Consider the following 22198-nt stretch of genomic DNA (forward strand, 5'->3'; position numbering starts at 1 on the left):
CTGACGAATGTGGAGGCGATAAATAATTCACATTGAGTTTATAGGGGATTTCTCCCTATAATGCGTGAAAATTGATCTAGCTCAAGGTGTATATGCAACTCTCACTCGCCGGTTTATGGCAAGTCTCTCCACTGACGGACCTTTCTATCCCACAGGATGACATTACTTTCCCTGCTCCTTTGAGTCAGGTATTGCCAGTTGAAATGACAGAAGAAGCAATTCGTCAGCAAGAGTGGCACCTGATGCATGACATTGAAGTGGATGAATCCATGATGGCATTCCCAGCGGTAGAAATGGTGTTGGGTGGTGTGGATTACCATGCAGAAGTGCGTTTGAACGGAGTAGCATTGTTTGACTGTGACGGTTCTCAAAATGTCTACAAGAAAGACATTCGCCCGTTCATGCAAATGGGGCGTAACCGCTTTGAAATCTTGTTCTTAGAGGAAGAAGAGGATCTTCTGTTTGATGAAGATAAACCTGAGCTGTGCTCTCTGTCCGATCATGAATATAAAAAAAGTGATGAGCGCTTAGGGGTATGGCAAGAACCGTATCTGCAGTTCATTCGCAATGTACGTTTAGACCGCGTGGCAACCGAGCAGATTTGGCACCACGGTGGTGGTTGTGAGTTTAAGGTGGATTTGTACTACCAAACTTTTGCGCCGGGTTTAGTATCGGCATCGGTTAAGTTCAATGGCATGACTTACCATATTCCTATTGATGTCCGAGCGGAGCATGCGAGCGCTTTATTCCAGATCGAAGCGCCAAAGTATGCCGATCTTACTGATCCTGATCCAAGTGATCTCTACCAGTTGTCTGTTGAGTTGGATGGGCAGCACCAAAACTTCACTGTTGCCTTGAGCCAGGAGCTTTGTGTTACCCATGTTGTGCTCTAACATCTAATAATATTATCTATTACAGCATCTTAAGCATTACGACTTCACATGCATCATGCCCTGTTTGTCCAAGCGGGGCATCGAGATGCTCAAAGCCTAGCTTTTCATACAAGCTTACCGCTTCTCTCAGACATTCAGTTGTCTCTAAATAGCACTGCTGATACCCAAATTGTTTCGCCAATTGTAAGCTCAATGCGACGATGCGTTTGGCTAAACCGTGTCCTCGTGTTTGAGGTAAGAAGTACATCTTTTGTAGTTCACACACATTTGGCTCGCCAGCTAAAGGGGCAAAGCCACCGCCACCAACGATCTCTCCGCGATGTTCAATGACCCAATAGGCGGCCCTGTTTTGATTGTACACCGAATACATATCATCAAGCGTTGGATCGGCCACACCATAACCTTTGTCTGCGGTTAAGCCGTATTCAGCAGAGACTTTACGAATCACATCTGCGACTTGCGGGTTGTCTGCTTTAGTAAGAGGTCGAAGAACGTATTCCTCAGACTGACACACTATTGTTAGCCCTTTTAGGTAAGTCTCTAGACCAAGTTTGAGTTGCTCTTGCTCGCTGTCATCGAGTTGGGTAAGCAGTTGTTCAAAGAAGTGGTTTTGCTGTTGGTCCAGTTGCGATAACGCCAGTTGGCCTTGCTCTGTAATCGCGACGAGTTGACTACGTTTGTCTTTTGGGTTTTCGATGCTCTCGACCAAACCTAATTTAATCAAACCAGTAACGGTTCGGCTCGCGTTGGACTTGTCGACATTAAGCTGCTGTGCCAGCTGATTGATGGTCAATGGCTGCAATTGGATTTCACCCAATGCGTGCGCTTGCACTGGAGTGAGAGCGACATCGCCGCATTGTTTATCAAGCATACCAAGCAATCGGACGGCTTGACGGGAGTAGTGTCGAAGTTGACGAGCGTTCATTATCACTTACCTCTAAAAATAAAGTTGCGCACCGCAATTAAATTAATTGCGGTGCGCAACCTTGTCAATGGTAAATGTCATTTTGCTCGTTAGGAGACGTAGTGAGCCTCCATGTTTAAGCGTGGTGATGTAAACAAAACTGCGGTGCTGGAGCTTTTTCTGATGATTTACGCATCCATACTTTCTCGTGGAAGTAGTAAGCCACCGTGTTCAAACTTGGCTCTAACATCGCCATTACGCCGCCGACAAATGCATCACCTGTTAGTAAGTAAACCACGGTAAAAGCGACGCTGAAGTGCACGGTCGCAAAGCTTGCGGTTTTTAATTTGGTCATCCACTGACGAGCTTTAAGTGCTGGGACTTTTGCCCATGCCTTTTCATGAAAGTAGAAGGCTACGGTGTTCACTGAAGGCTCAATCATGGCAATTAAACTACCAATTAGAATGTCGCCTGTGAGTACGTAAGCGACACTAAATGCGATAGTAAAATGCAGTGCTGCGAAAGTTAGTGTCTTTTTCATGATAATTACTCAATCGTGTTTGTTTCGATGAGTCCATTATCGATAATAATTCTCATTAATGCTAATGGGTAATGAGTATTGTTGTGATAGGGGGAAGCTATTGATGATGGTTTTGGTGAAATGTATACAAAAAAGGTTGGCCATGATGACCAACCTTTTGAACCAAAAGTGAGAAGTGTTAATTCTTCTCTTTCACTGAGGCTTAAAGCGCAGCGATCGTTGTCTTCTGCTCTTCTAGCTTAGCTAGTGTCTCTTTGTAGCCTTCAAGCTTCTCACGCTCTTTAGCAACAACTGCTTCAGGTGCTTTCGCTACGAAGCCTTCGTTACCTAGTTTGCCTTCGATACGCTTGATTTCGCCGTGAGTCTTCTTGATTTCGCCATCTAGACGAGCAAGCTCAGCATCTTTGTCGATCAGACCTGCCATTGGGATCATCAACTCAGACTTACCAACCAGTGCTGTCGCACATGCAGGAGTTTGTTCGCCAGTTTCAAGCACGCGTACTGCTTCTAGCTTCGCTAGTGACATCAGTACTTGCTTGCTTGCTTCTAGACGAGAGGCATCTTCTGCATTTGCTGCTTTCAGCATAACGTCAAGCGGCTTACCAGGGTTGATGTCGTATTCAGCACGTAGGTTACGGATGCTGGTAATAAACGCTTTCACCCATTCAATGTCGTCTAGCGCTTCTTGGTTGAAGTTTGCTTCGTCGAATTGAGGCAGTGCTTGCAGCATGATTGTCTCGCCTTCTACACCTTCAACTAATGGCTTGATGCTTTGCCAGATAGTTTCAGTGATGTAAGGAATCACTGGGTGAGCTAGACGTAGAGTCTTCTCAAGAACCGTGATTAATGTACGACGAGTACCACGCTGTTGTGCTTCAGTACCTTTCCATAGAACTGGCTTAGTAAGCTCTAGGTACCAGTCACAGAATTGGTTCCAGATGAATTCGTAAAGCGTGTTCGCAGCCATATCTAGACGGAAGTTGTCGATATGGTTGTTAAACGCTTTCGCTGCGAGTTCAAACTGAGACTCGATCCACTTGTCTGCTAGTGAGTATTCAATCTCACCACCGTTGAAGCCACAATCTTGCTCTTCTGTGTTCATCATTACGTAACGGCTTGCGTTCCATAGTTTGTTACAGAAGTTACGGTAACCCTCAAGACGTTTCATATCCCAGTTGATATCACGACCTGTTGATGCCATTGCTGCAAGAGTGAAACGCAGTGCGTCTGTACCGTATGCTTCGATACCGTTTTCAAACGTCTTACGAGTGTTCTTCTCGATCTTCTTCGCTAGTTGAGGCTGCATCATGTTGCCACAACGCTTCTCTACGAGAGACTCTAGGTCGATACCATCAATCATGTCGATTGGGTCAAGTACGTTACCTTTCGACTTGGACATCTTGTCGCCGTTTTCGTCACGGATTAGACCAGTAACGTAAACCGTTTTAAATGGTACTTGTGGATTGCCGTTTTCGTCTTTCACGAAGTGCATGGTCATCATGATCATGCGCGCAACCCAGAAGAAGATGATGTCGAAACCAGTTACTAGAACGTCTGAAGGGTGGAATACTTTCAGGTCGTCAGTTTGCTCTGGCCAACCTTGAGTACCGAACGTCCATAGTGCAGAAGAGAACCACGTATCCAGTACGTCTTCGTCTTGGTGCAGTTCAATGACTGACTCTAGGTTGTTGTTCTTACGAACTTCTTCTTCAGTGCGACCTACGTAAACATTACCTTGGTTGTCGTACCAAGCTGGGATGCGGTGACCCCACCATAGCTGACGAGAGATACACCAGTCTTGAACGTCACGCATCCAAGAGAAGTACATGTTTTCGTATTGCTTAGGAACGAATTGGATGTCGCCGTTTTCTACTGCTTCAACTGCAGTTTTCGCTAGAGGCGCAGTACGCACGTACCATTGGTCAGTTAGCATTGGTTCGATAACCACGCCACCACGGTCGCCGTAAGGAACTTGTAGATCGTGATCTTTCACTTCTTCAAGTAGACCTAGCTCGTCGAATTCAGCAACGATAGCTTTACGAGCGGCAAAACGCTCCATACCGTGGTATTTATCTGGTAGTTCAGTGCTGTAAGCTTCGCTTGCTTCGCCGTTAGTGTTGAATACTTCTGCTGAGTCGCGGATGTTCGCGTCGAAAGTCAGAATGTTGATCATTGGTAGCTGGTGGCGCTTACCTACTTCGTAGTCGTTGAAGTCGTGCGCAGGTGTGATTTTCACACAGCCAGTACCTTTTTCCATATCTGCGTGCTCATCGCCCACGATTGGGATGCGACGATCAACGATAGGAAGGATGATTTCTTTACCGATAAGATCTTTGTAACGTGGATCTTCTGGGTTAACTGCAACACCCGTATCGCCTAGCACGGTCTCTGGACGAGTCGTTGCAACAACGATGTAGTCTTTGCCATCCGCTGTTTTAGCGCCATCTGCTAGTGGGTAGCGGAAGTGCCACATGTGGCCTTTAGTGTCTTTGTTCTCTACTTCTAGATCTGAAATCGCTGTGTGTAGCTTTGGATCCCAGTTAACTAGACGCTTACCGCGGTAGATTAGATCGTCTTCGTATAGACGTACGAACACTTCTTGAACGGCGTTAGATAGACCATCGTCCATCGTGAAGCGTTCACGATCCCAGTCTACAGATGCGCCAAGACGACGAAGCTGCTTAGTGATAGTGCCGCCAGATTCGCCTTTCCATTCCCAGATTTTGTCGATGAAAGCTTCACGACCGTAATCGTGTTTTGTTTTGCCTTCTTCTGCAGCGATCTTACGCTCAACAACCATCTGAGTTGCGATACCAGCGTGGTCAGTACCTACTTGCCAAAGGGTGTTTTTACCCTTCATACGTTCACAACGGATAAGCGTATCCATGATCGTATCTTGGAACGCGTGGCCCATGTGTAGGCTACCAGTGACGTTCGGTGGCGGGATCATGATGCTGTATGATTCTTTAGTAGTGTCACCGTGTGGCTTAAAGTAGCCTTTCTCTTCCCAAGTCTGATACAGAGCTTGTTCGATTGAAGTTGGGTTGTATGTCTTTTCCATAGCGCTCTTTTAATGGATACGTTGATGGTTGAATCTTAGTCAATCTTTATAAGTGAGGGATCTTAACAAGATCGCCTTAACTATAAGGATTGACCGTTAAGGATATTGAATTTCGATCGTTTGCAGCTGGTAACCTGCTTGACGGTAAATTTTATATCTTTCTCTTGCGAGTTGTTTAGCTTTTTCTTCGCAGGGCACGAAGTCTACCACTTGAGCAAACTTGTTCGCAAAGGTTGTCTCATTTTCCGCCAAATTAATTACCAGCTGACGGTTCCAATTAGGTTTTACACCTTCATGGCCGATTTCAATATTGGTGGCGTATTTCGGTCCCTCGCCTACGAGGTTATGTGCCATGAACTTGTCTGCATCAACTTGCCAAAAGGCTTCAGCGAGCTGCTCGGCGTGTGGTTTGTCTTGGCAGTTTAAATACACTTTAGCGCCTTGGCGAGCAAAGTGCTGAGCCAAAAACACGATGTATTCTTCAAAGCCAGCCACCGTTGCTTGCGGGCTCTCTTCGTTAATGATGTAGAAGGTTGCAGTTTGCATCATTCTCTCACTTGCCTTGGGTCTCTTCCTAAGACCATCTTAAGTCCCACTTTCATTTTAGAAAATTAGGATAATAAAAAAGGGCCTTGCGGCCCTTTTAGATTCTGTTCAGAAATTACTCTTCTGTCTCTTGGCCGCTGCGGTTCAAAAGGAATTGGACAAGCATTGAGACAGGACGGCCCGTTGAGCCTTTCGCTGCGCCTGATTTCCACGCGGTACCTGCGATATCGACGTGTGCCCAGTTGTACTTCTTCGCGAACTTAGATAAGAAGCAACCCGCAGTAATTGTGCCACCAGGGCGACCACCAATGTTTGCCATATCCGCAAACGGGCTCTTCAACTGTTCGTGGTACTCGTCTGCCATTGGTAGACGCCATGCACGGTCACTCGCTTGCTCAGAAGCGTTTACTAGCTCATGAGAAAGAGGGTTGTGGTTAGAGATTACGCCGCTGATATGGTGGCCTAGTGCGATAACACAAGCACCAGTTAGCGTTGCAACGTCAACCACGCAGTCTGGTTCGAAACGCTCTACGTAAGTCAGTGCGTCACAAAGAACAAGACGGCCTTCAGCATCCGTGTTCAGAACTTCTACAGTTTGACCAGACATGGTCGTTAGGATGTCACCTGGACGGTAAGCGTTGCTGCCAGGCATGTTTTCACAGCCCGCTAGAACACCAATAACGTTGATTGGTAGGTTTAGCTTCGCTAGCGCTTTCATTGTACCGAATACCGATGCCGCACCACACATGTCGTACTTCATCTCATCCATACCTTCGCCCGGCTTTAGAGAGATACCGCCTGAGTCGAAGGTTAGACCTTTACCTACGAGCACAATCGGTTTTGCATCTGAGTCAGGGTTACCTTTGTACTCGATGATAGACATCATAGATTCGTTTTTAGAACCACGGCCTACTGCTAGGTAAGAGGTCATACCCAGTTTTTCCATCTCTTGCTCACCAATGATTTTGGTGGTTACGGTTTCGTAATCGTCCGCTAGACGACGAGCTTGAGAAGCAAGGTAAGCTGGATTAGCTACGTTTGGCGGCATGTTGCCAAGGTCTTTTGAGGCTTTGACACCTGATGCGATAGCAAGACCATGAGTGATTGCTTTTTCACCCAAGTTCAATTCACGACGCGTTGGTACGTTGAAAACAAGCTTGCGCAGTGGGCGGCGAGTCTCAGGTTTCACGCTCTTGAATTGATTAAATGTGTATAGACCATCTTTAGTCGCTTCTACAGCCTGGCGCACTTTCCAGTATGTATCACGACCCTTAACATGCAGTTCAGTTAGGAAACATACCGCTTCCATTGAGCCTGTCTCGTTAAGTGTGCTGATCGTCTTTTGAATGATTTCCTTGTACTGGCGCTCGCCAAGTTCACGCTCTTTGCCGCAACCGACAAGTAAAACGCGCTCTGACAAAACACCTGGTACTTGATGCAGTAGCAGCATCTGACCAGGTTTACCCTCTAGATCACCACGGCGAAGTAGTGAACTGATGTAACCGTCACTGATTTTATCAAGTTGTTCGGCTACTGGAGAAAGGCGACGTGGTTCAAACACACCAACAACGATACATGCGCTACGTTGTTTCTCTGGACTGCCACTTTTTACACTGAACTCCATGCGTACTCCTACATCCTGAAGACAAATTGCTCTAAATGTTAGATAATGATCGCTTACTTGTTGAATTTTAGCTCCAGGCTTACATGCAGAGCTGATTAAGCGACTAACATCTAGTTTATAATTTTTAAAAAAATAAATGGTTCAACGGGAAACTATAGTGATTCGACCAAAAAAACAAGTTTTGTATAGGTAATTTCAGCGTGATTATTGTTAGATATTTGATCCGCGAAACACTCAAGAGCCAATTTGCGATTTTTTTCGTACTTTTTTTGGTGTTTGTAAGCCAGAAATTCATAAGTGTTCTTGCTGATGCTTCTGATGGGGATATTCCTGCTGGATTGATTTTCTCGATTGTTGGTTTGAACATGCCAGCAATGGGTCTGTTAATGCTGCCTTTAAGTCTGTATATCGGCATATTGATCACATTTGGTCGTCTGTATGCAGAGAGCGAAATTGTCGTAATGAACGCGACAGGTATTGGTAATAAATTCTTGGTTCAAGCGGCCTTATACCTAGCGTTGATTACTTCAGCGGTGGCGGCTTTCAATGCGTTGTGGCTATCGCCGTGGTCTCAAGACCGCGTTGAGCAGCTTTATGAGCAGGTAGCGTCAGAAAACAGCGTTGACCTACTTAAAAAAGGTCAGTTCCAAGGTACACCAGACGGTTCATCGGTTGTGTTCATCGATGACATTAAAGACAATACCTTGAGCAACGTTTTTGTTGCGCAGATGCGCCCTCGAGATTCAGTGTTACCGAGTGTGATGTTCTCATCTTCTGGTGAAGTAAAAGAGCTTTCGGACGGTCGTCAGATCATCACTATGAAAGAAGGTACGCGTTATGAAGGTGTGCCTACTCGCGTTGAATATATGATCACGAAATTCGATGAATACGAAGGTGTTATCGGCCAACGTGAGGTCAAAAAGAAAGGGCGAGACTGGGAAGCATACCCAACGGTTGACTTGATAGGTCACCCAGATCCAGAGGCGCAAGCGGAGCTACAATGGCGAATTTCGTTATTTGTGTGCATTCCACTCTTAACAATGCTCGTTATTCCTTTGTCTGCGGTGAATCCGCGTCAGGGACGGTTTGCCAAAATGGGGCCTGCGATCCTGATCTACCTAGCGTATTTCTTGGCGATCAGTGCAACCAAATCTGCATTAGAAGATGGTGACATCCCGGCTGCTATTGGTATGTGGCCAATCAATGCGATGTTGCTGATTGTTGCTATCATGGCGAATATGATGGATAGCGTTGCTGCTAGACGAATAAAAGACAAATTCCGCAAGAAGAGGCTCGCGTAAGCTGTGTTCAAAATCTTAGACCTTTACATCGGTAGAACCATCATCTCTACCACTGCCTTGGTTTTAGCGACGTTTGTTGGCTTATCGGGCATCATCAAATATGTAGAACAGCTACGTAAAGTAGGGCGAGGTGTGTACGACCTCACTCATGCGTTGTACTTTGTGTTACTCAGTGTGCCGCGTGATATCGAAATGTTCTTTCCAATGGCGGCATTACTCGGTGCCCTTATCGGCTTAGGTATGTTGGCTTCAAGCTCTGAGCTGGTGGTGATGCAAGCTGCTGGTTTCTCTAAGCTGGATATCGGGTTATCGGTACTCAAAACGGCCGTCCCGCTCATGATTGTTGTTATGGCGTTAGGTCAATGGGGCGCTCCTGAGGCCCAGAAGATGGCCCGTGACTTACGTGCGTTTGCGATATCAGGTGGTAGCATTGTGTCTGTGCGCTCAGGTGTGTGGGCTCGTGACGCAAACGACTTTATCTTTATAGGTAAAGTCGAAGACGACAAGCTTTATGCTTTAAATATGTGGCGTTTTGATGATGATAAGAATCTACAAAAAGTTATTTTCGCCGAAGAAGTCGACTACCAACAAGATAACAACTGGCTGATGCGCTACGTACAAATTACGGACATGGAAAATGAAAACGTAATTTCAAAGCAAGACATCGAACAGATGGAGTGGCACACCTCTTTGGCACCGGATAAGCTAGCTGTGGTGACCGTGAAGCCAGAAGAACTGTCACTGAGCGGTTTGTATGATTATGTGACTTACCTAAAAGCATCGGAACAAGATGCATCTCGCTATGAGTTGGCGTTTTGGCGTAAGTTGACTCAGCCGCTTTCAATTGCTGTGATGATGTTAATGGCGCTATCTTTTGTTTTCGGTCCACTCAGAAGCGTGACCATGGGGGCAAGGGTATTGTCGGGCGTGGTTGCCGGGTTTACTTTTTACATATCCAGTGAGTTCTTTGGCCCATTAAGCTTGGTGTATGGCATATCCCCAGTGTTTGGTGCTTTGGCCCCGAGTTTGGTGTTCTTAGCTATTGCGATTGCACTACTACGAAGAAAGCTATAACTGAAGCATCATCGAATAAACCAAGTTTTACCGAACCAAATGTAAAAGGAAGGCATTACGCCTTCCTTTTTTGTGTTCCTAGACAAGTTAGTTTGCCTTGGGTAATACAACAACCTCTGTTTTGGCCCAAATGTCGTGGAAACCACGTCTCTTCGGATCAATCGGTACAGTCAAATTTGCCAAGCCAAAGCCAGATGTCGAAATACGAATCAGAGCTTGAGTTACCGTAATTGGTGCTCCGTCTTTGGCATTGCGAACTCGAAGTTTCCAAGCGCGCATCCCAAGAGTTTGTCCTGCTCGCGTCCAGAAGAACACAAAGAAATATATCCACACACCCGCAAGATAAAGTGTAAATAGAGGGCTCAATACAGGGTGTTTTCCGAGCATATCTGCGGCATCAGCGTACTCGCCATAGCTCAACAATCCTGCTGCATTTAGTGCAAACACAACGGCCATAACAATACCTGCGGCCATCATTTCAATTGCGATAATAATCAATGTGTCGTAAATCAACGCTGCAAGTCGACGAAAGAGACCAGCAGGTGGAAGAGTTGTAGACGTTGTCATTATTCCATCACTTACCTTAAAAATTGTGCGTCAGAATATAGATTCCCTCACCAAGAGAAAAGAGACCTAACGCACAGAGTCTTTAATTGTGTATAAACGAAGAGACTTTTCTGCCCTACGTTATCAGCACATGTCATGATACACGAGGCCGTGCAGCAATATGTTTCAACTGAATTCGACTCTCTTAACCATTGGCTTTTTGGTCTGTGACCAGATTAGATAGCTGAGAGAGTTGGTGTTTCTCATCTTCGGTATAATGTTGGCTTAATGAAAGCTCTAAAGCTTTTTCTGACAGCTTGATTGCTGGTGACAAAAATAACTTAGGGTGCATACTAGAGAGAGCTAGCAAGGCCTTTTGTAGGCGAATCTGTATTTGGAGTTGCGCTGCACCATCGTGTGCTATCGGCAAAAAGACATCATCGAACAAATCCTGGCAGCTTAATGCGGGCACAAATAGTCTAGGGTATCGAGTTTTGGTAGGCGGCTCGCTGAGTAGGTCTCCCCATAATGAAAGTGCTCGTACAGAACGCCCAAGAACGTCAATCGCGGTGCCATTATCATTTACAGCCGGAGATAGTGCTCGTGAGGCGATTTCCGCCATAACGACTAAACCAAAGCGAGGGTCCTGATCATATGAACGCTCCGTTCGAATCGTGAAGGCTGCCGTTACTTCGCTTTCGTCTGGCAACTCTCCACAAACCCAAGCCAATGGTTGACCTACGTACACAAAACTTCCCGGTTGTCGCTCAAGATAGATGGTGCATTGGTTTGCTTCAGCAATACTATCGAGATGATGCATATCAACATGCTGTAAGTAGCCAATTTCTTGGCTCAAAATAGGTTTACTTCCTCTGGGTTTATGTTCTGGGTGGCTCCACGGGTGAGCACCTAGCCAGCGCTCTTTACCCCGTTTTCTTATCGCATCTAACAAGGCTTGCTCTACGTATGAAGTGGTTTCACTGACCCTTCCTAGTACGGAAAGGTGCTGAATCCAACGTAGCAGAGTGAGTATGATCATCACGATTACGGCGATAGTCACGATGAATAGATAAATTTGTGCTTGTTGATGATAGGCCCCAATACCTAGCGCGATAATTCCTACCAAACTAAATAGAAAAGAGCCAAGAAAGGTTGCTAAGGCATTTTGTGTTGTGCTGTCTTCCATCAACAGTTTTGTCGCTCGCGGCGTTACCCCTGCACTAGCGGCACTGTACGCTGAGACCATAATATTGAGAGAGAATGTAGTCACTGCAAGCATGGAGGTTGCGAGGATATTTAATATGTTGTTCAACAAATCCTTGCTGACGTTGATGGCAGGGGGCAGAGTAATGAACTGGTTTAAAACAATCGACATTAAGGCGGTAGCAACAGCTAGTAATGCGTAGAGTGACGTCCGGACCCACAGTTTTCGTGTCATCTGTTTCAGTAACCACTGCCATTTTGACCCAGTCATTCTTTGCTCCTATTCAGTTCTCACTAGAAAGTCGATAGAAAATTCAGAAAGTTATTCTTGCTTAAGCATAGGTTAAATGCCCGTCGTTCTGCTTGATATTTCATGCATCACGAAAGTAAGAAAGCTGCTTGCTTCAAAGAATGGTGCTCTTGAGGTGTGAATTACCACGATTCTGTTACCTTAATTGATAGATGAATTAAAAGTATGTGATTGAAAAGAGGTAGCGCATGATTGTAATTACAGGTGCAAGTAGCGGTTTAGGGGCGGAACTAGCAAAGCGTTATGATGCGGAAGGCAAAGAGACGTATGTAATAGGAAGAAATACAGAAAAACTATCCGCACTAGCAAAACAACTCTCTCATAACGTTGGTTATCAAGCTTGCAACCTCTCATCGCACCAAAATGTGAAACAGCTCTTTGATGGGGTGAAACAGTCCCCTGAAATGGTCATTCATAGTGCGGGAAGTGGTTATTTTGGCTTACTGGAAGAGCAGGAGCCCGGAAGAGATTCAAAAGTTGATTGATAACAACCTGAATTCTGCGATTCATGTGTTAAGAGAGTTAGTAAAGCGTTACAAAGATCATCCAATAAAAGTGGTCATGATCATGTCTACAGCCGCGCAACAACCTAAAGCGCAAGAGTCTACGTATTGTGCAGTGAAATGGGCCGTCAAAGGATTAATTGAGTCGGTTCGTTTGGAGCTAAAAGGAAAACCTATGAAAATCATCGCGGTTTATCCTGGTGGAATGGATACGGAATTCTGGAAAACAAGCGGCAATACGATGGACACGAGTCACTTCATGCAAGCAGAAGATGCCGCAGAGATGCTCCATAATGCGTTGTCGAGCATTGGGAATGGTTATGTTTCTGATATTACAGTGAATAGAACTTAAAAAGAGTTTCGTATACTCATTTTCATCTGGAAGAGTAGTAGAAAATGGAGCGTACGTTTCTTATGAGTACAGCTTTGTCACACTTTGTGGCGAAATTATCAGCAAACGATAGTTATTTAAGGTATTTATGCTTGCGCAGGTCAAAAGCTTACGTATAATGCCAACCATCAAAGGGCAATAGCCCAAAGATGCCGGTGTGGTGAAATTGGTATACACGACGGATTCAAAATCCGTTGCCTTCGGGCGTGGCGGTTCAAGTCCGCCCACCGGTACCATATTAGAAAGGTCGCTTTTATAGCGGCCTTTCGTCGTTTTAGGTGCTCGTAAATATCAAAAGGAAGTTAGCGTTGCCTTCGCGGTGGCGGCAGGGATGCCAGTCCAATCAACTCCGTCCACCGGTACCGTATTTTAAGACAGAGCCTCGATGAAAGTCGGGGCTTTGTTGTATCTTGATCTTCAAAACAAAAAAGCGCGAGGGGTATGCCTCGCGCAAACTACTACATGGTGATAGTAGGAACAGCCTATAGAGCTGTGAACAAGGTATTTTGAGTGTTCGGAGTCCAGTCTGCTTGGGACACGTGCGGTACATCAACTAGATAACGCAAACCTTGATAAGTCACCACATCGCCTTGTTTATAGGAAACATTTTGAGTCCAGTTAGTGGCTGGGTCCGCATTTGTCCAGAGGTTAGAGGTTGGAGACGGTGCCCAATCTTGTTGTGCAGCATGGTTTGTTACAGCCTGGTATACAGTACCTAGGTGTAAGACGTAATCGCCAGCGTCGTAGTTATGACCAACTTGCCAGTTCGGTGTGTAGTTATCCATTGTGTCGAAGTCATAACCCGCTTGTTTTGCTAACTGTATAAACTTAGCGAGCTTAGGTAGGTTTTGCGTTGCACCCATGCCACGCTTACCATCTTCAAATAGGAACTCGTGAGTTAATACGATAACTTTATCGGCGTGTAAAGGTGTACCACATGGGAACTCTTGAGCTTTGGAGTTGATCGGGTTAATCGTTGTTGGTGCACAAGTGTTTAACGCGGAATCCACATATCCAAGAAATGCTTCTGCTTCTGTAAGGCTGTTTGCTGGCATTTCAATGCCCCAATTTTCAGGTGCCCAGTCCACATCCCAACCGTGAGTTTGATAGCCGTTATTCGCTAGGATATTTTGAACCTCGATAGCTGCTTTTACACTGTTGGATGGGTTGGATGTATCGCATACATATCCTGGTTCCCAAGGTTTCAGGTCATCAGACGTGGCACATAACCCATCTGCTTTGAAGTCTTTCGTCACGCGCCAACCGTTGGTGTAGGGCAGTCTAGCAAACTCTGTTGCCTTGTAGTTCGGGTAGCTTGTAATGTTCGGCAAATACTTTGCTAACACAGATAAGTTTTCCGTAAACATTGAGGCATCGTAAACAGGGTCTTGATACGAGTTAAGCTGGTGGTCCCCGGTCGCATTACACTCCGCAGCACTGTTCGGTCCAAATTCATCCACGCAGTTGTGCACCATGTGATCGTAACTGTGGTTCGCAACAATATGACCAGTGTCTAATGCGAGCTTTAAGGCTTCTAGGGAACGGTCTTCATTCTCATCACCAATTCCATCTAAATGCCAAGCATTAAAGTAAAACGTCGCTTTGATATCTTCCTGGTTAAGTACTTGAATAACGTCAATAGATGCATTGATTGGTCCATCATCAAACGTTAGATAAATTGTGCCTTTAGAGTCGGTTTGAGCAAATGAGTGTTGTGATAGTGCGGAACTTACAAGCGTTGCAATAGCCAATTTATTAAATTTCATTCTCTATTCCTTTTAAGAAATTAATAACGACGTTGTCAGTAGTAAAATATTGATAATTTGAAACTTAATGTGATGTCTTAAATTATTTTATGACTTTTATCCTAGACCTAAATAATTATAAAAAAATAGGTGGTATTTTCTAAATTGGGATTGTGTTCACGAATAATGCAACCGGTTGCGCTTTTTTGTCTTGGTTATTTTTGCTACAGTTTTTGCAGGTTGAAATTTACACAACGGGAGTAAGGCTATGAAAAAGATCCTTTTATGCTGTAGCGCAGGGATGTCAACCAGTATGCTTGTTAAGAAAATGGAGCAAGCTGCTGAAAATAAAGGAATTGAATGCAAAATTGATGCGATGTCAGTGAATGCATTTGAAGATGCAATTAAAGAGTACGATGTTTGTCTTCTCGGGCCTCAAGTACGTTTTCAGCTAGAAGAGCTAAGAAAAACGGCGCAAGAGCATGGTAAAAACATTGACGCGATTTCCCCTCAGCATTATGGAATGATGAAGGGAGAGGAAGTACTAGAGCAAGCATTAGAATTAATTAACTAAACCATAGTTTTAAATTAAAAAAGATAACTGTACATCAAATATAAATATTTGATGCGGGATTCTTTTGCCTAAAATAAGGATGGATTCTATGAAGCTTTATGACGCAATTATAGGCGCAGTCGAAAAGCATATAGCCCCTATAGCAGCTAAAGTGGGGAATCAGCCCCATGTTCGCGCAATGAGAGACGGTTTTATTGTCGCAATGCCGTTTATTATTGTTGGTAGTTTCATTTTGATTTTTGCATTCCCCCCATTTGCCGAAGATACAACCTTTACTTTTGGTCGAATTTGGCTCGATTTCGCCACTACACATTTTGATACCATAATGATGCCCTACAACATGTCGATGGGGATCATGACCATTTTTGTTTCGCTGGGCGTTGCTTATAGTTTAGCGAAGGCTTACAAGATGGATGGGATCACGAGTGCTGTATTGTCACTAATGTCTTTTTTACTCATAGCGGCCCCAGCTAAAGATGGCGCTTTGTCTATGTCTCACATGGGCGGAACCGGGATCTTCACCGCAGTGATGTGTGCATTTTTCTCGGTGGAGCTCTACCGTTTTATGAAAAAGCACAATATTACGATTCGCATGCCAGAGCAGGTGCCACCGGCGATTGCGCGATCATTTGAAGTATTGCTACCAGTCTTAGCGATATTCATTACCTTATATCCACTTAGCCTTTTCGTACAAACCCAGTACGACATGCTGATTCCAGATGCTGTTATGGCTATCTTTAAACCGCTAATTAGTGCGTCTAACTCATTGCCTGCCATTATTGGCGCTTTATTGCTTTGCCAGCTGCTTTGGTTTGCGGGTATTCATGGTGCTGCAATTGTTGTTGGACTGCTTTCTCCAATCTTTTTGACCAACATTGGTGCCAACATTGAAGCCTTTGTTGCAGGTGAACCGATTCCAAACGTATTTACTCAACCGTTCTGGGATTTTTACATCTTTATTGGCGGCTCTGGTGCAACACTTGCTCTTGTTATGCTGATGTCGTTTAGCCGTTCTGTTCACCTTAAGAGCATTGGTCGAATGAGTGCGGTGCCTGGCTTTTTCCAAATCAACGAACCAGTGATCTTCGGTAGCCCAGTTGTGATGAACCCGACCTTGTTTATCCCGTTCGTCTTCGCTCCAGTCATCAACGCTACGATTGCGTATTTTGCTGTGCATGTCGGCTTTGTGGGTATGGGGGTCGCTACAACACCTTGGACAACACCGGCACTGATAGGTGCTTCGTGGGGTAGCGGTTGGACCTTTGCGCCAGTATTGCTCGTCATTGGTTTATTGATTCTTGATCTAATCATCTACTTCCCATTCTTCAAAATGTTTGAGAAGCAAATGTTGGAGCAAGAACTACCAACGACGAAGGAAACTAAAGGTGACACGCAGCCGTCAGGCGAAGGCGTTACTGCTTAACTGTGCTTAATGGGCCGCAATTACCGCGGCCCGATTTTCGGAGAGAAAATGATGGAACAAGAATTGGTTGTGATGGAGATCATTTGCAATGCTGGTGAAGCCAGAAGTTTAAGCTACGAGGCATTGCGTTTATCTCGAGAACAAGATTTTGAAGCGGCTGACGAGAAGCTCTCTCAAGCAAGAGAGTGCATTAATAAAGCCCACTTAATACAGACTCAGCTTATTGAAGAAGATCAGGGAGAAGGGAAAGTCCCGATGACGTTAGTGATGGTGCATGCTCAAGATCACCTGATGACTACGATTTTGGCTCAAGAGATGGCTGTAGAAATCGTCGCACTGAACAAAAAAATCTCGAACAAGTAAAGGGGGATGAAAATGTCTAGAGAGGCGATCAAACTTGCCATTATTGGCGGTGGTAGTAGCTATACCCCGGAATTGGTTGAAGGGGTTATTAAGCGCTTAGAATATTTACCCGTTAAGAAAATCCATTTTGTGGACATTGAGTCAGGAGCTGAGAAGCTTGAGATCATCAAAGGATTGGCTCAGCGAATGGTCGATAAAGCCGGAGCAAAAATTGAGATAAAAGCCGGTTTCGATCGCCGTGCTGCGATAAAAGATGCGGATTTTGTGATGACGCAGTTTCGTGTTGGTGGCCTTGCTGCACGCGCTAACGATGAGCGAATCCCAATCAAGTACGACGTCATCGGCCAAGAAACAACGGGCCCTGGTGGTTTTGCTAAAGCACTGCGAACCATTCCGGTCATTCTTGATATCTGTAAAGACATTGAAGAGTTGGCTCCAAACGCATGGATGCTCAATTTCACCAACCCAGCGGGTTTAGTTTCCGAAGCGGTCAGTAAGTACACCAAAGTAAAGAGTATTGGTTTATGCAATGTGCCCGTTTCAATGGAAATGATGATTGCAGAAATGATGGAGTGCGAGCCAAAAGAGCTACAACTTGAGTTTGCTGGGTTAAACCATCTCGTGTGGGTACACAAAGCATGGCTCAATGGGGAAGATATTACTCAAACGGTATTAGAGAAAGTCGGTGATGGTGCCAACTTCAGTATGAAGAATATCTGGGAAGAGCCGTGGGATCCTGCATTTCTAAAAGCACTGGGGGCGATACCATGTCCTTATCATCGCTACTTCTACCAAACTGATGCCATGCTTGCTGAAGAGAAACAAAGTGCCGATGAAAAAGGCACTCGTGCTGAGCAGGTAATGGAAACAGAAAATGCGCTATTTAAGCTCTATCAAGATCCTACCCTCGATCATAAGCCGAAAGAGTTAGAGGAGCGGGGTGGTGCTTATTATTCTGATGCATCACTGAACCTAGTTGATTCAATTTATAACAATCGTAATAGTATTCATGTTGTTAACGTTTTAAATAATGGAGCGATCAACGGCCTACCTGACGATGCTGTGATTGAATGTAGTGCGGTGATTGGTAGCTGGGGGGCGAAACCTCTTGCGGTTGGCGAGTTGTCAAACAATATCAAAGGATTACTCTATCAAGTTAAAGCGTATGAGCAGCTAACAATAGAAGCTGCTGTCGAAGGTAATTATGACAAGGCGCTTATGGCATTAACCAATAACCCATTGGTGCCTGACATTGGCCGCGCCAAGTCAATCCTGGATGATATCCTAGCGGTGAACGCTCCGTATTTACCTCAATTTAAACTAACGACGTTGTAAGACTAAGGAAGGGCGCCGATGAAAGTCATTTTTAATGCTGATGATTTTGGTTTAACGAGAGGTGTAAATAGCGGCATCGTTAAAGCTCACCAGCAAGGTGTGGTTCATTCAACCACCATGATGGTGGGTATGGATGCTGAGCAACATGCCTTAGAACTAGCTCGCCATAATCCAGACTTGAAAATTGGCGTTCATCTTAGGTTTACAGCAGGTGTGCCTATAACGAAGCATCCTAACTTGACCAACGGCCGAGCGCACTTTATTAACTATGACGAACTTTGGAGTAAGCAGGACTTCGAAACTCAGGTCGTTTATGATGAAGCAAAAGCTCAGGTGGAACATTTTTTATCGCTTGGGTTAGAGCTAAGCCACTTAGATAGCCATCATCACGCGCATACTCACTCTCAAATTTTGCCCGTTATTAAAGAAGTAGCGAATGAATACAGAGTGCCACTGCGGGGCACTGGCTTGTGTCAAGAATCGATGACAATCAGGTATATCTTTACTGATGAGTTTTATGATCAAAAAGTGAGCTTGGATGGCTTAATGGCACATCTATTGAGCTTAAAAGCTGACTATGACTTGGTTGAGGTGATGTGCCACCCGGCAGAGGCCGATCAGGCGCTTATCTTAAAGAGTGGCTATGCGCTTCAGCGAGAGCTAGAGTTACAAGTTCTTACCTCTCCCATTTTAAAAGAACAGTTAGCTCATCATGGCATAACTGTCACGGATTACTCTGAGCTTGTTTCTACCAATCAAATAGTCGGTGTATGATTAAAGGCTGCCAGCTTCGCCCCCTATAGCACCTTACGAATTGCTGGCAGCCGTTCTACACAAACGAATATTTAATAACAATTGCAGTTGGACCCAATAGCATTATGGCAAGGATTAAAGATGTAGCCGAACTCGCCGGTGTAAATCGCTCTACCGTTTCTCGAATTATTAATGGAGAGGGGAAATTTCGCGAGGAAACTCGAAAAAAAGTAGAGCAAGCTATGGCGCAATTGAATTATCGTCCTAGTGCAATTGCTCGTTCACTCGCAACCTCATCCAGTAATATGGTTGGGTTATTGGTGACTTACTATACGGGGGGCTTCTTTGGCGAGATGATGGAGCAGGTTCAGACCGAGCTGGATATTCATAAGAAGTTTTTGATTACAGCTCAAGGCCATCATTCTGCACAAGGTGAAAAAGAGGCAATTCAGCGTTTTAATGATTTACGTTGTGACGGCTATGTACTTCATAGTCGTTATTTGTCAGATGATGACTTACGTGAATTAGCTAAACAGCCAACACCTTTCGTTCTTCTGGATCGCTACGTGGAAGGAATAGAAGAGCGTTGTGTTACCTTTAACCATCATCATGCAAGCCGTATTGCCGTTGAGCACCTTTTAGCTGGTGGTCATCGAAAGATTGCTTGTATTGCCGGTCCATCCCAACGTCATAACAGTGTATTGAGAAAGCTTGGGTATATTGATGCAATGAAGGATGCTGGTATAGATATTGATGAAAGCTGGTGTGAAGAAGGGAATTATGGCCGGCAAAGTGGTTATGATGCAATGGCTGCAATTTTACAACGACACCCTGATGTGACGGCTGTCTTTTCGTGCAGTGAAGAAATGACGGTTGGCGCAATGCAGTACTTACACGAGCACAGTATTTCTGTACCAGAGCAAATCTCATTAACTAGCTTTGACAGTGTTGATCTTTGTGAAAGTCTTTACCCTACAGTATCAGCAGTGCACTTTCCTATCAGTGACATGGCCCGTGTAGCGGTACAAACGTTAATGGGACTAGTCAAAGATCAAGAAGTAATAGACAAGCCAGTGTTCGAGGCCAAGCTTAAAATACGCAAAGCAGATCGCTCCTTAAAGTAGCTTACTTCTATCTAATTAAGTGAGTCGCTTAGAAATAACGGTTTGATGTTTTGATAGTTACTGATGAATTTATTCACAAAATTTACTAGTATTCTAACTCTCTTAAGAAATATAAATCAGTAGTGAATAAGTGGCAGCCATTAAACTAACGGTCGATCGTATTCAACCCGGACTACATATCCGTCTTCCGCTAAAGTGGAACGATCACCCCTTTCTACTCAATAGCTTTAAGATTAAAGACCAAGAGCAAGTCGAGATGATCCGCCACCTCGGCGTAAAGTTCGTTTACTTTAATCCAGAGCAAAGCGATGCCGTTCCACTCCCTGTTGATCAAAGACAAGCTGACAGAGTAACAAATGAAGCGTCGTTAGATCATGAAACTCAAAAAATGTGGCAAGAAAAACAGAACCGCATAGAGAAGTTAAGTGCATACCGTCGACGCGTGATTCAGTGTGAAAAAGAGTTTGAGCGCTCTCTGGCACGTATGCGTTCAGTCATGACTAAAATCCGTAACCGTCCGACAGCAGCAGTTGATGAAGCAAAGCTTCTTATTGAAGATATCGTCGAGAAGTTAATGTGCGATGATAATGTTACGTTACATCTGATGAACGGAAAAAATGAGTTTGAAGATATTTATTTCCACTCATTGAACGTGGCTGTTATCTCGATGATGATTGGCCGTGCTAAAGGGTACTCAGCTGCACAGTTGAAAGAGCTTTCCTTCTCCGCACTATTCCATGATATCGGGAAAATAAAAATCCCGACTGCAATATTAAGAAAGCAACTACCTCTAACAGAGCCAGAAACCAACTACTTAAAGTTGCACACTAAATATGGCGTCGATCTTGCGAGTCAAATCGAGGCTTTTCCCGAAGTCGCGAGAATTGTGATCGCGCAGCACCATGAGCTAAGAGATGGGTCTGGTTATCCTAAAGGCCTGAAAGGAGATGAGATCAACGAGTTTGCTCAAATTATTGCTGTAGCCAATGCGTTTGATAACTTGTGTCATACCCCGATAGTCTCAGACCAAAAGATTCCTTATACCGCACTCTCTCATTTATATAAGAACTGTAAACACCTATATAAAGAAGAGAACCTGAACATCCTAATTAAGTTTATGGGCGTATTTCCTCCGGGTACCGTAGTTCAGCTTTCTAATAATATGGTCGGCCTGGTTATCTCAGTGAATGCATCGCATTTATTATTCCCGAATGTCTTGGTTTACGATCCATCAGTACCAAGGACGCAAGCGCCAATCATTGATCTTGCGTCAAAAGATATAAAGATAGTTAACGCGATTCATCCGTCAAAATTACCGGATAAAGTAAAAGAGTATCTAAATCCGCGTTCGCGTATTTCTTATTTCTTTGATAGCGATGAGTAGTTATCCACAGCTTTTTGTGGGTAAATTGTATAAATCCTGAGTGTTATTTCTGGGTAATTTTGGGGTTGGATGGAAAGTATCCATTTGGCATGTTTTTTTAGAAAAAATGCATTTTTAGTATTGCCAAAGAAAATCTTCTCCCTATAATGCGCATCCATCGACACGGCAGACGTCACAAGGCTTCAGCAGGGTCGAAGAGGTAAAAAGCTTCTACAAAAAATTAGTTTAAAAAAGTGTTTGACACTAACAACTAAATCGCTAGAATGCACCTCCGCTTTGAGAGAAAAACTTCTCGCAAAGCAAGCTCTTTAACAATATAGACCTATCAATCTGTGTGGGCACTCGTTGATGATAATCCAATTCGATACCTCGGTATCAAATTAGGTTTCAATGAAACGAAGTGACCATTCGAATTGGGAAGCAGCCTTGAGCTGTTTTGTTTTACTTTTTCAAAAGTAAAAACCAATAAGAGCACAGTCAATTCAAACATTACTTTATGTAATGTTCAGTATTCATTGAGCCGACAAAATCTTAAATTGAAGAGTTTGATCATGGCTCAGATTGAACGCTGGCGGCAGGCCTAACACATGCAAGTCGAGC

General features: G+C 44.5%; 18 protein-coding genes, 1 tRNA gene, 1 rRNA gene and 1 pseudogene. 13 read left to right on the forward strand and 8 right to left on the reverse strand.

What is annotated here, in order from left to right:
* Positions 1-92 precede the first annotated feature (92 nt).
* The gene (locus R7Q47_RS17450) at positions 93-893 is read left to right on the forward strand and encodes a glycosyl hydrolase 2 galactose-binding domain-containing protein (RefSeq protein ID WP_132937227.1); all 801 of its coding nucleotides are present in this window, start codon (positions 93-95) and stop codon (positions 891-893) included.
* 19 nt (positions 894-912) lie between these two features.
* Here the strand turns inward: R7Q47_RS17450 and R7Q47_RS17455 are convergent, their stop codons facing one another.
* The 5 genes from R7Q47_RS17455 to pepA all read right to left on the reverse strand — a co-directional run bounded on the left by R7Q47_RS17455 (position 913) and on the right by pepA (position 7569).
* The gene (locus tag R7Q47_RS17455) at positions 913-1818 is read right to left on the reverse strand and encodes a bifunctional helix-turn-helix transcriptional regulator/GNAT family N-acetyltransferase (protein ID WP_132937226.1); all 906 of its coding nucleotides are present in this window, start codon (positions 1816-1818) and stop codon (positions 913-915) included.
* Positions 1819-1933: 115 nt separating this feature from the next.
* Entirely contained in the window at positions 1934-2338 is a 405-nt protein-coding gene (locus R7Q47_RS17460; RefSeq protein ID WP_005381078.1) for a DUF2061 domain-containing protein, read from the reverse strand.
* Positions 2339-2540: 202 nt separating this feature from the next.
* On the reverse strand, positions 2541-5399 hold the full coding sequence (locus R7Q47_RS17465; RefSeq protein WP_248487084.1) for a valine--tRNA ligase: 2859 nt from the start codon (positions 5397-5399) through the stop codon (positions 2541-2543).
* 96 nt (positions 5400-5495) lie between these two features.
* Positions 5496-5945 carry a DNA polymerase III subunit chi gene (locus R7Q47_RS17470; protein ID WP_031777270.1) on the reverse strand — a complete coding sequence of 150 codons (450 nt, stop codon included), beginning with the start codon at positions 5943-5945 and terminating at the stop codon, positions 5496-5498.
* 115 nt (positions 5946-6060) lie between these two features.
* Complete coding sequence (gene pepA / locus R7Q47_RS17475) at positions 6061-7569, reverse strand: leucyl aminopeptidase (protein ID WP_005381073.1); 1509 nt, start codon at positions 7567-7569, stop codon at positions 6061-6063.
* Between the two features lie 200 nt (positions 7570-7769).
* Here pepA and lptF point away from each other — a divergent pair, with 200 nt between their 5' ends.
* Both lptF and lptG read left to right on the forward strand, forming a co-directional pair.
* Positions 7770-8870, forward strand: a complete 1101-nt coding sequence (lptF, locus tag R7Q47_RS17480; RefSeq protein ID WP_005381072.1) for an LPS export ABC transporter permease LptF — start codon at positions 7770-7772, stop codon at positions 8868-8870.
* 3 nt (positions 8871-8873) lie between these two features.
* A complete protein-coding gene (lptG, locus tag R7Q47_RS17485) occupies positions 8874-9944 on the forward strand; it encodes an LPS export ABC transporter permease LptG (RefSeq protein WP_005381071.1) in 1071 nt (356 codons plus the stop codon).
* Positions 9945-10031: 87 nt separating this feature from the next.
* Here the strand turns inward: lptG and R7Q47_RS17490 are convergent, their stop codons facing one another.
* Positions 10032-10511 carry an RDD family protein gene (locus tag R7Q47_RS17490; protein ID WP_042523472.1) on the reverse strand — a complete coding sequence of 160 codons (480 nt, stop codon included), beginning with the start codon at positions 10509-10511 and terminating at the stop codon, positions 10032-10034.
* 184 nt (positions 10512-10695) lie between these two features.
* Entirely contained in the window at positions 10696-11964 is a 1269-nt protein-coding gene (locus R7Q47_RS17495; RefSeq protein WP_005385537.1) for a DUF2254 domain-containing protein, read from the reverse strand.
* Positions 11965-12191: 227 nt separating this feature from the next.
* On the opposite strand from R7Q47_RS17495, the pseudogene R7Q47_RS17500 reads away from it, so the two are divergent.
* Together R7Q47_RS17500 and R7Q47_RS17505 are read left to right on the forward strand one after the other, a co-directional pair.
* Positions 12192-12858 (forward strand): annotated as a pseudogene (locus R7Q47_RS17500) (SDR family NAD(P)-dependent oxidoreductase).
* Positions 12859-13048: 190 nt separating this feature from the next.
* Positions 13049-13133 (forward strand) — tRNA-Leu (locus R7Q47_RS17505).
* 246 nt (positions 13134-13379) lie between these two features.
* Here R7Q47_RS17505 and R7Q47_RS17510 read toward each other — a convergent pair.
* Positions 13380-14663, reverse strand: a complete 1284-nt coding sequence (locus R7Q47_RS17510; protein ID WP_248487018.1) for a carbohydrate-binding protein — start codon at positions 14661-14663, stop codon at positions 13380-13382.
* Between the two features lie 247 nt (positions 14664-14910).
* Between R7Q47_RS17510 and R7Q47_RS17515 the strand changes: the two genes are divergently transcribed.
* The 8 genes from R7Q47_RS17515 to R7Q47_RS17550 all read left to right on the forward strand — a co-directional run.
* Complete coding sequence (locus R7Q47_RS17515) at positions 14911-15216, forward strand: PTS sugar transporter subunit IIB (protein ID WP_025767645.1); 306 nt, start codon at positions 14911-14913, stop codon at positions 15214-15216.
* A gap of 88 nt (positions 15217-15304) precedes the next feature.
* Positions 15305-16639 (forward strand): PTS sugar transporter subunit IIC, encoded by a 1335-nt coding sequence (locus R7Q47_RS17520; RefSeq protein ID WP_005381064.1) that lies wholly within the window; start codon positions 15305-15307, stop codon positions 16637-16639.
* Between the two features lie 51 nt (positions 16640-16690).
* Positions 16691-17002 carry a PTS lactose/cellobiose transporter subunit IIA gene (locus tag R7Q47_RS17525; RefSeq protein ID WP_031777269.1) on the forward strand — a complete coding sequence of 104 codons (312 nt, stop codon included), beginning with the start codon at positions 16691-16693 and terminating at the stop codon, positions 17000-17002.
* A 12-nt stretch (positions 17003-17014) separates the two neighbouring features.
* Positions 17015-18337 carry a 6-phospho-beta-glucosidase gene (locus R7Q47_RS17530; protein WP_151514325.1) on the forward strand — a complete coding sequence of 441 codons (1323 nt, stop codon included), beginning with the start codon at positions 17015-17017 and terminating at the stop codon, positions 18335-18337.
* 18 nt (positions 18338-18355) lie between these two features.
* On the forward strand, positions 18356-19111 hold the full coding sequence (chbG, locus tag R7Q47_RS17535) for a chitin disaccharide deacetylase (RefSeq protein ID WP_248487009.1): 756 nt from the start codon (positions 18356-18358) through the stop codon (positions 19109-19111).
* Positions 19112-19215: 104 nt separating this feature from the next.
* On the forward strand, positions 19216-20214 hold the full coding sequence (locus R7Q47_RS17540) for a LacI family DNA-binding transcriptional regulator (RefSeq protein ID WP_005381031.1): 999 nt from the start codon (positions 19216-19218) through the stop codon (positions 20212-20214).
* Between the two features lie 130 nt (positions 20215-20344).
* Positions 20345-21598: an HD-GYP domain-containing protein gene (locus R7Q47_RS17545; RefSeq protein WP_005381029.1), complete on the forward strand. Its 1254-nt coding sequence runs from the start codon at positions 20345-20347 to the stop codon at positions 21596-21598.
* A 533-nt stretch (positions 21599-22131) separates the two neighbouring features.
* Positions 22132-22198, forward strand: a 16S ribosomal RNA gene (locus R7Q47_RS17550); the annotation flags it as partial.

It is taken from the genome of Vibrio sp. Vb0349 (assembly GCF_033338975.1).

What these genes read in the sequence shown, in the direction of transcription:
- R7Q47_RS17525 (WP_031777269.1), top strand. Translation starts at nt 16,691, where the DNA reads ATGGAACAAGAATTGGTTGTGATGGAGATCATTTGCAATGCTGGTGAA.
- R7Q47_RS17490 (WP_042523472.1), bottom strand. Translation starts at nt 10,511, where the DNA reads ATGACAACGTCTACAACTCTTCCACCTGCTGGTCTCTTTCGTCGACTT.
- R7Q47_RS17470 (WP_031777270.1), bottom strand. Translation starts at nt 5,945, where the DNA reads ATGCAAACTGCAACCTTCTACATCATTAACGAAGAGAGCCCGCAAGCA.
- R7Q47_RS17450 (WP_132937227.1), top strand. Translation starts at nt 93, where the DNA reads ATGCAACTCTCACTCGCCGGTTTATGGCAAGTCTCTCCACTGACGGAC.
- R7Q47_RS17520 (WP_005381064.1), top strand. Translation starts at nt 15,305, where the DNA reads ATGAAGCTTTATGACGCAATTATAGGCGCAGTCGAAAAGCATATAGCC.
- R7Q47_RS17540 (WP_005381031.1), top strand. Translation starts at nt 19,216, where the DNA reads ATGGCAAGGATTAAAGATGTAGCCGAACTCGCCGGTGTAAATCGCTCT.
- R7Q47_RS17460 (WP_005381078.1), bottom strand. Translation starts at nt 2,338, where the DNA reads ATGAAAAAGACACTAACTTTCGCAGCACTGCATTTTACTATCGCATTT.
- R7Q47_RS17465 (WP_248487084.1), bottom strand. Translation starts at nt 5,399, where the DNA reads ATGGAAAAGACATACAACCCAACTTCAATCGAACAAGCTCTGTATCAG.
- R7Q47_RS17510 (WP_248487018.1), bottom strand. Translation starts at nt 14,663, where the DNA reads ATGAAATTTAATAAATTGGCTATTGCAACGCTTGTAAGTTCCGCACTA.
- R7Q47_RS17455 (WP_132937226.1), bottom strand. Translation starts at nt 1,818, where the DNA reads ATGAACGCTCGTCAACTTCGACACTACTCCCGTCAAGCCGTCCGATTG.
- pepA (WP_005381073.1), bottom strand. Translation starts at nt 7,569, where the DNA reads ATGGAGTTCAGTGTAAAAAGTGGCAGTCCAGAGAAACAACGTAGCGCA.
- R7Q47_RS17530 (WP_151514325.1), top strand. Translation starts at nt 17,015, where the DNA reads ATGTCTAGAGAGGCGATCAAACTTGCCATTATTGGCGGTGGTAGTAGC.
- chbG (WP_248487009.1), top strand. Translation starts at nt 18,356, where the DNA reads ATGAAAGTCATTTTTAATGCTGATGATTTTGGTTTAACGAGAGGTGTA.
- R7Q47_RS17495 (WP_005385537.1), bottom strand. Translation starts at nt 11,964, where the DNA reads ATGACTGGGTCAAAATGGCAGTGGTTACTGAAACAGATGACACGAAAA.
- R7Q47_RS17515 (WP_025767645.1), top strand. Translation starts at nt 14,911, where the DNA reads ATGAAAAAGATCCTTTTATGCTGTAGCGCAGGGATGTCAACCAGTATG.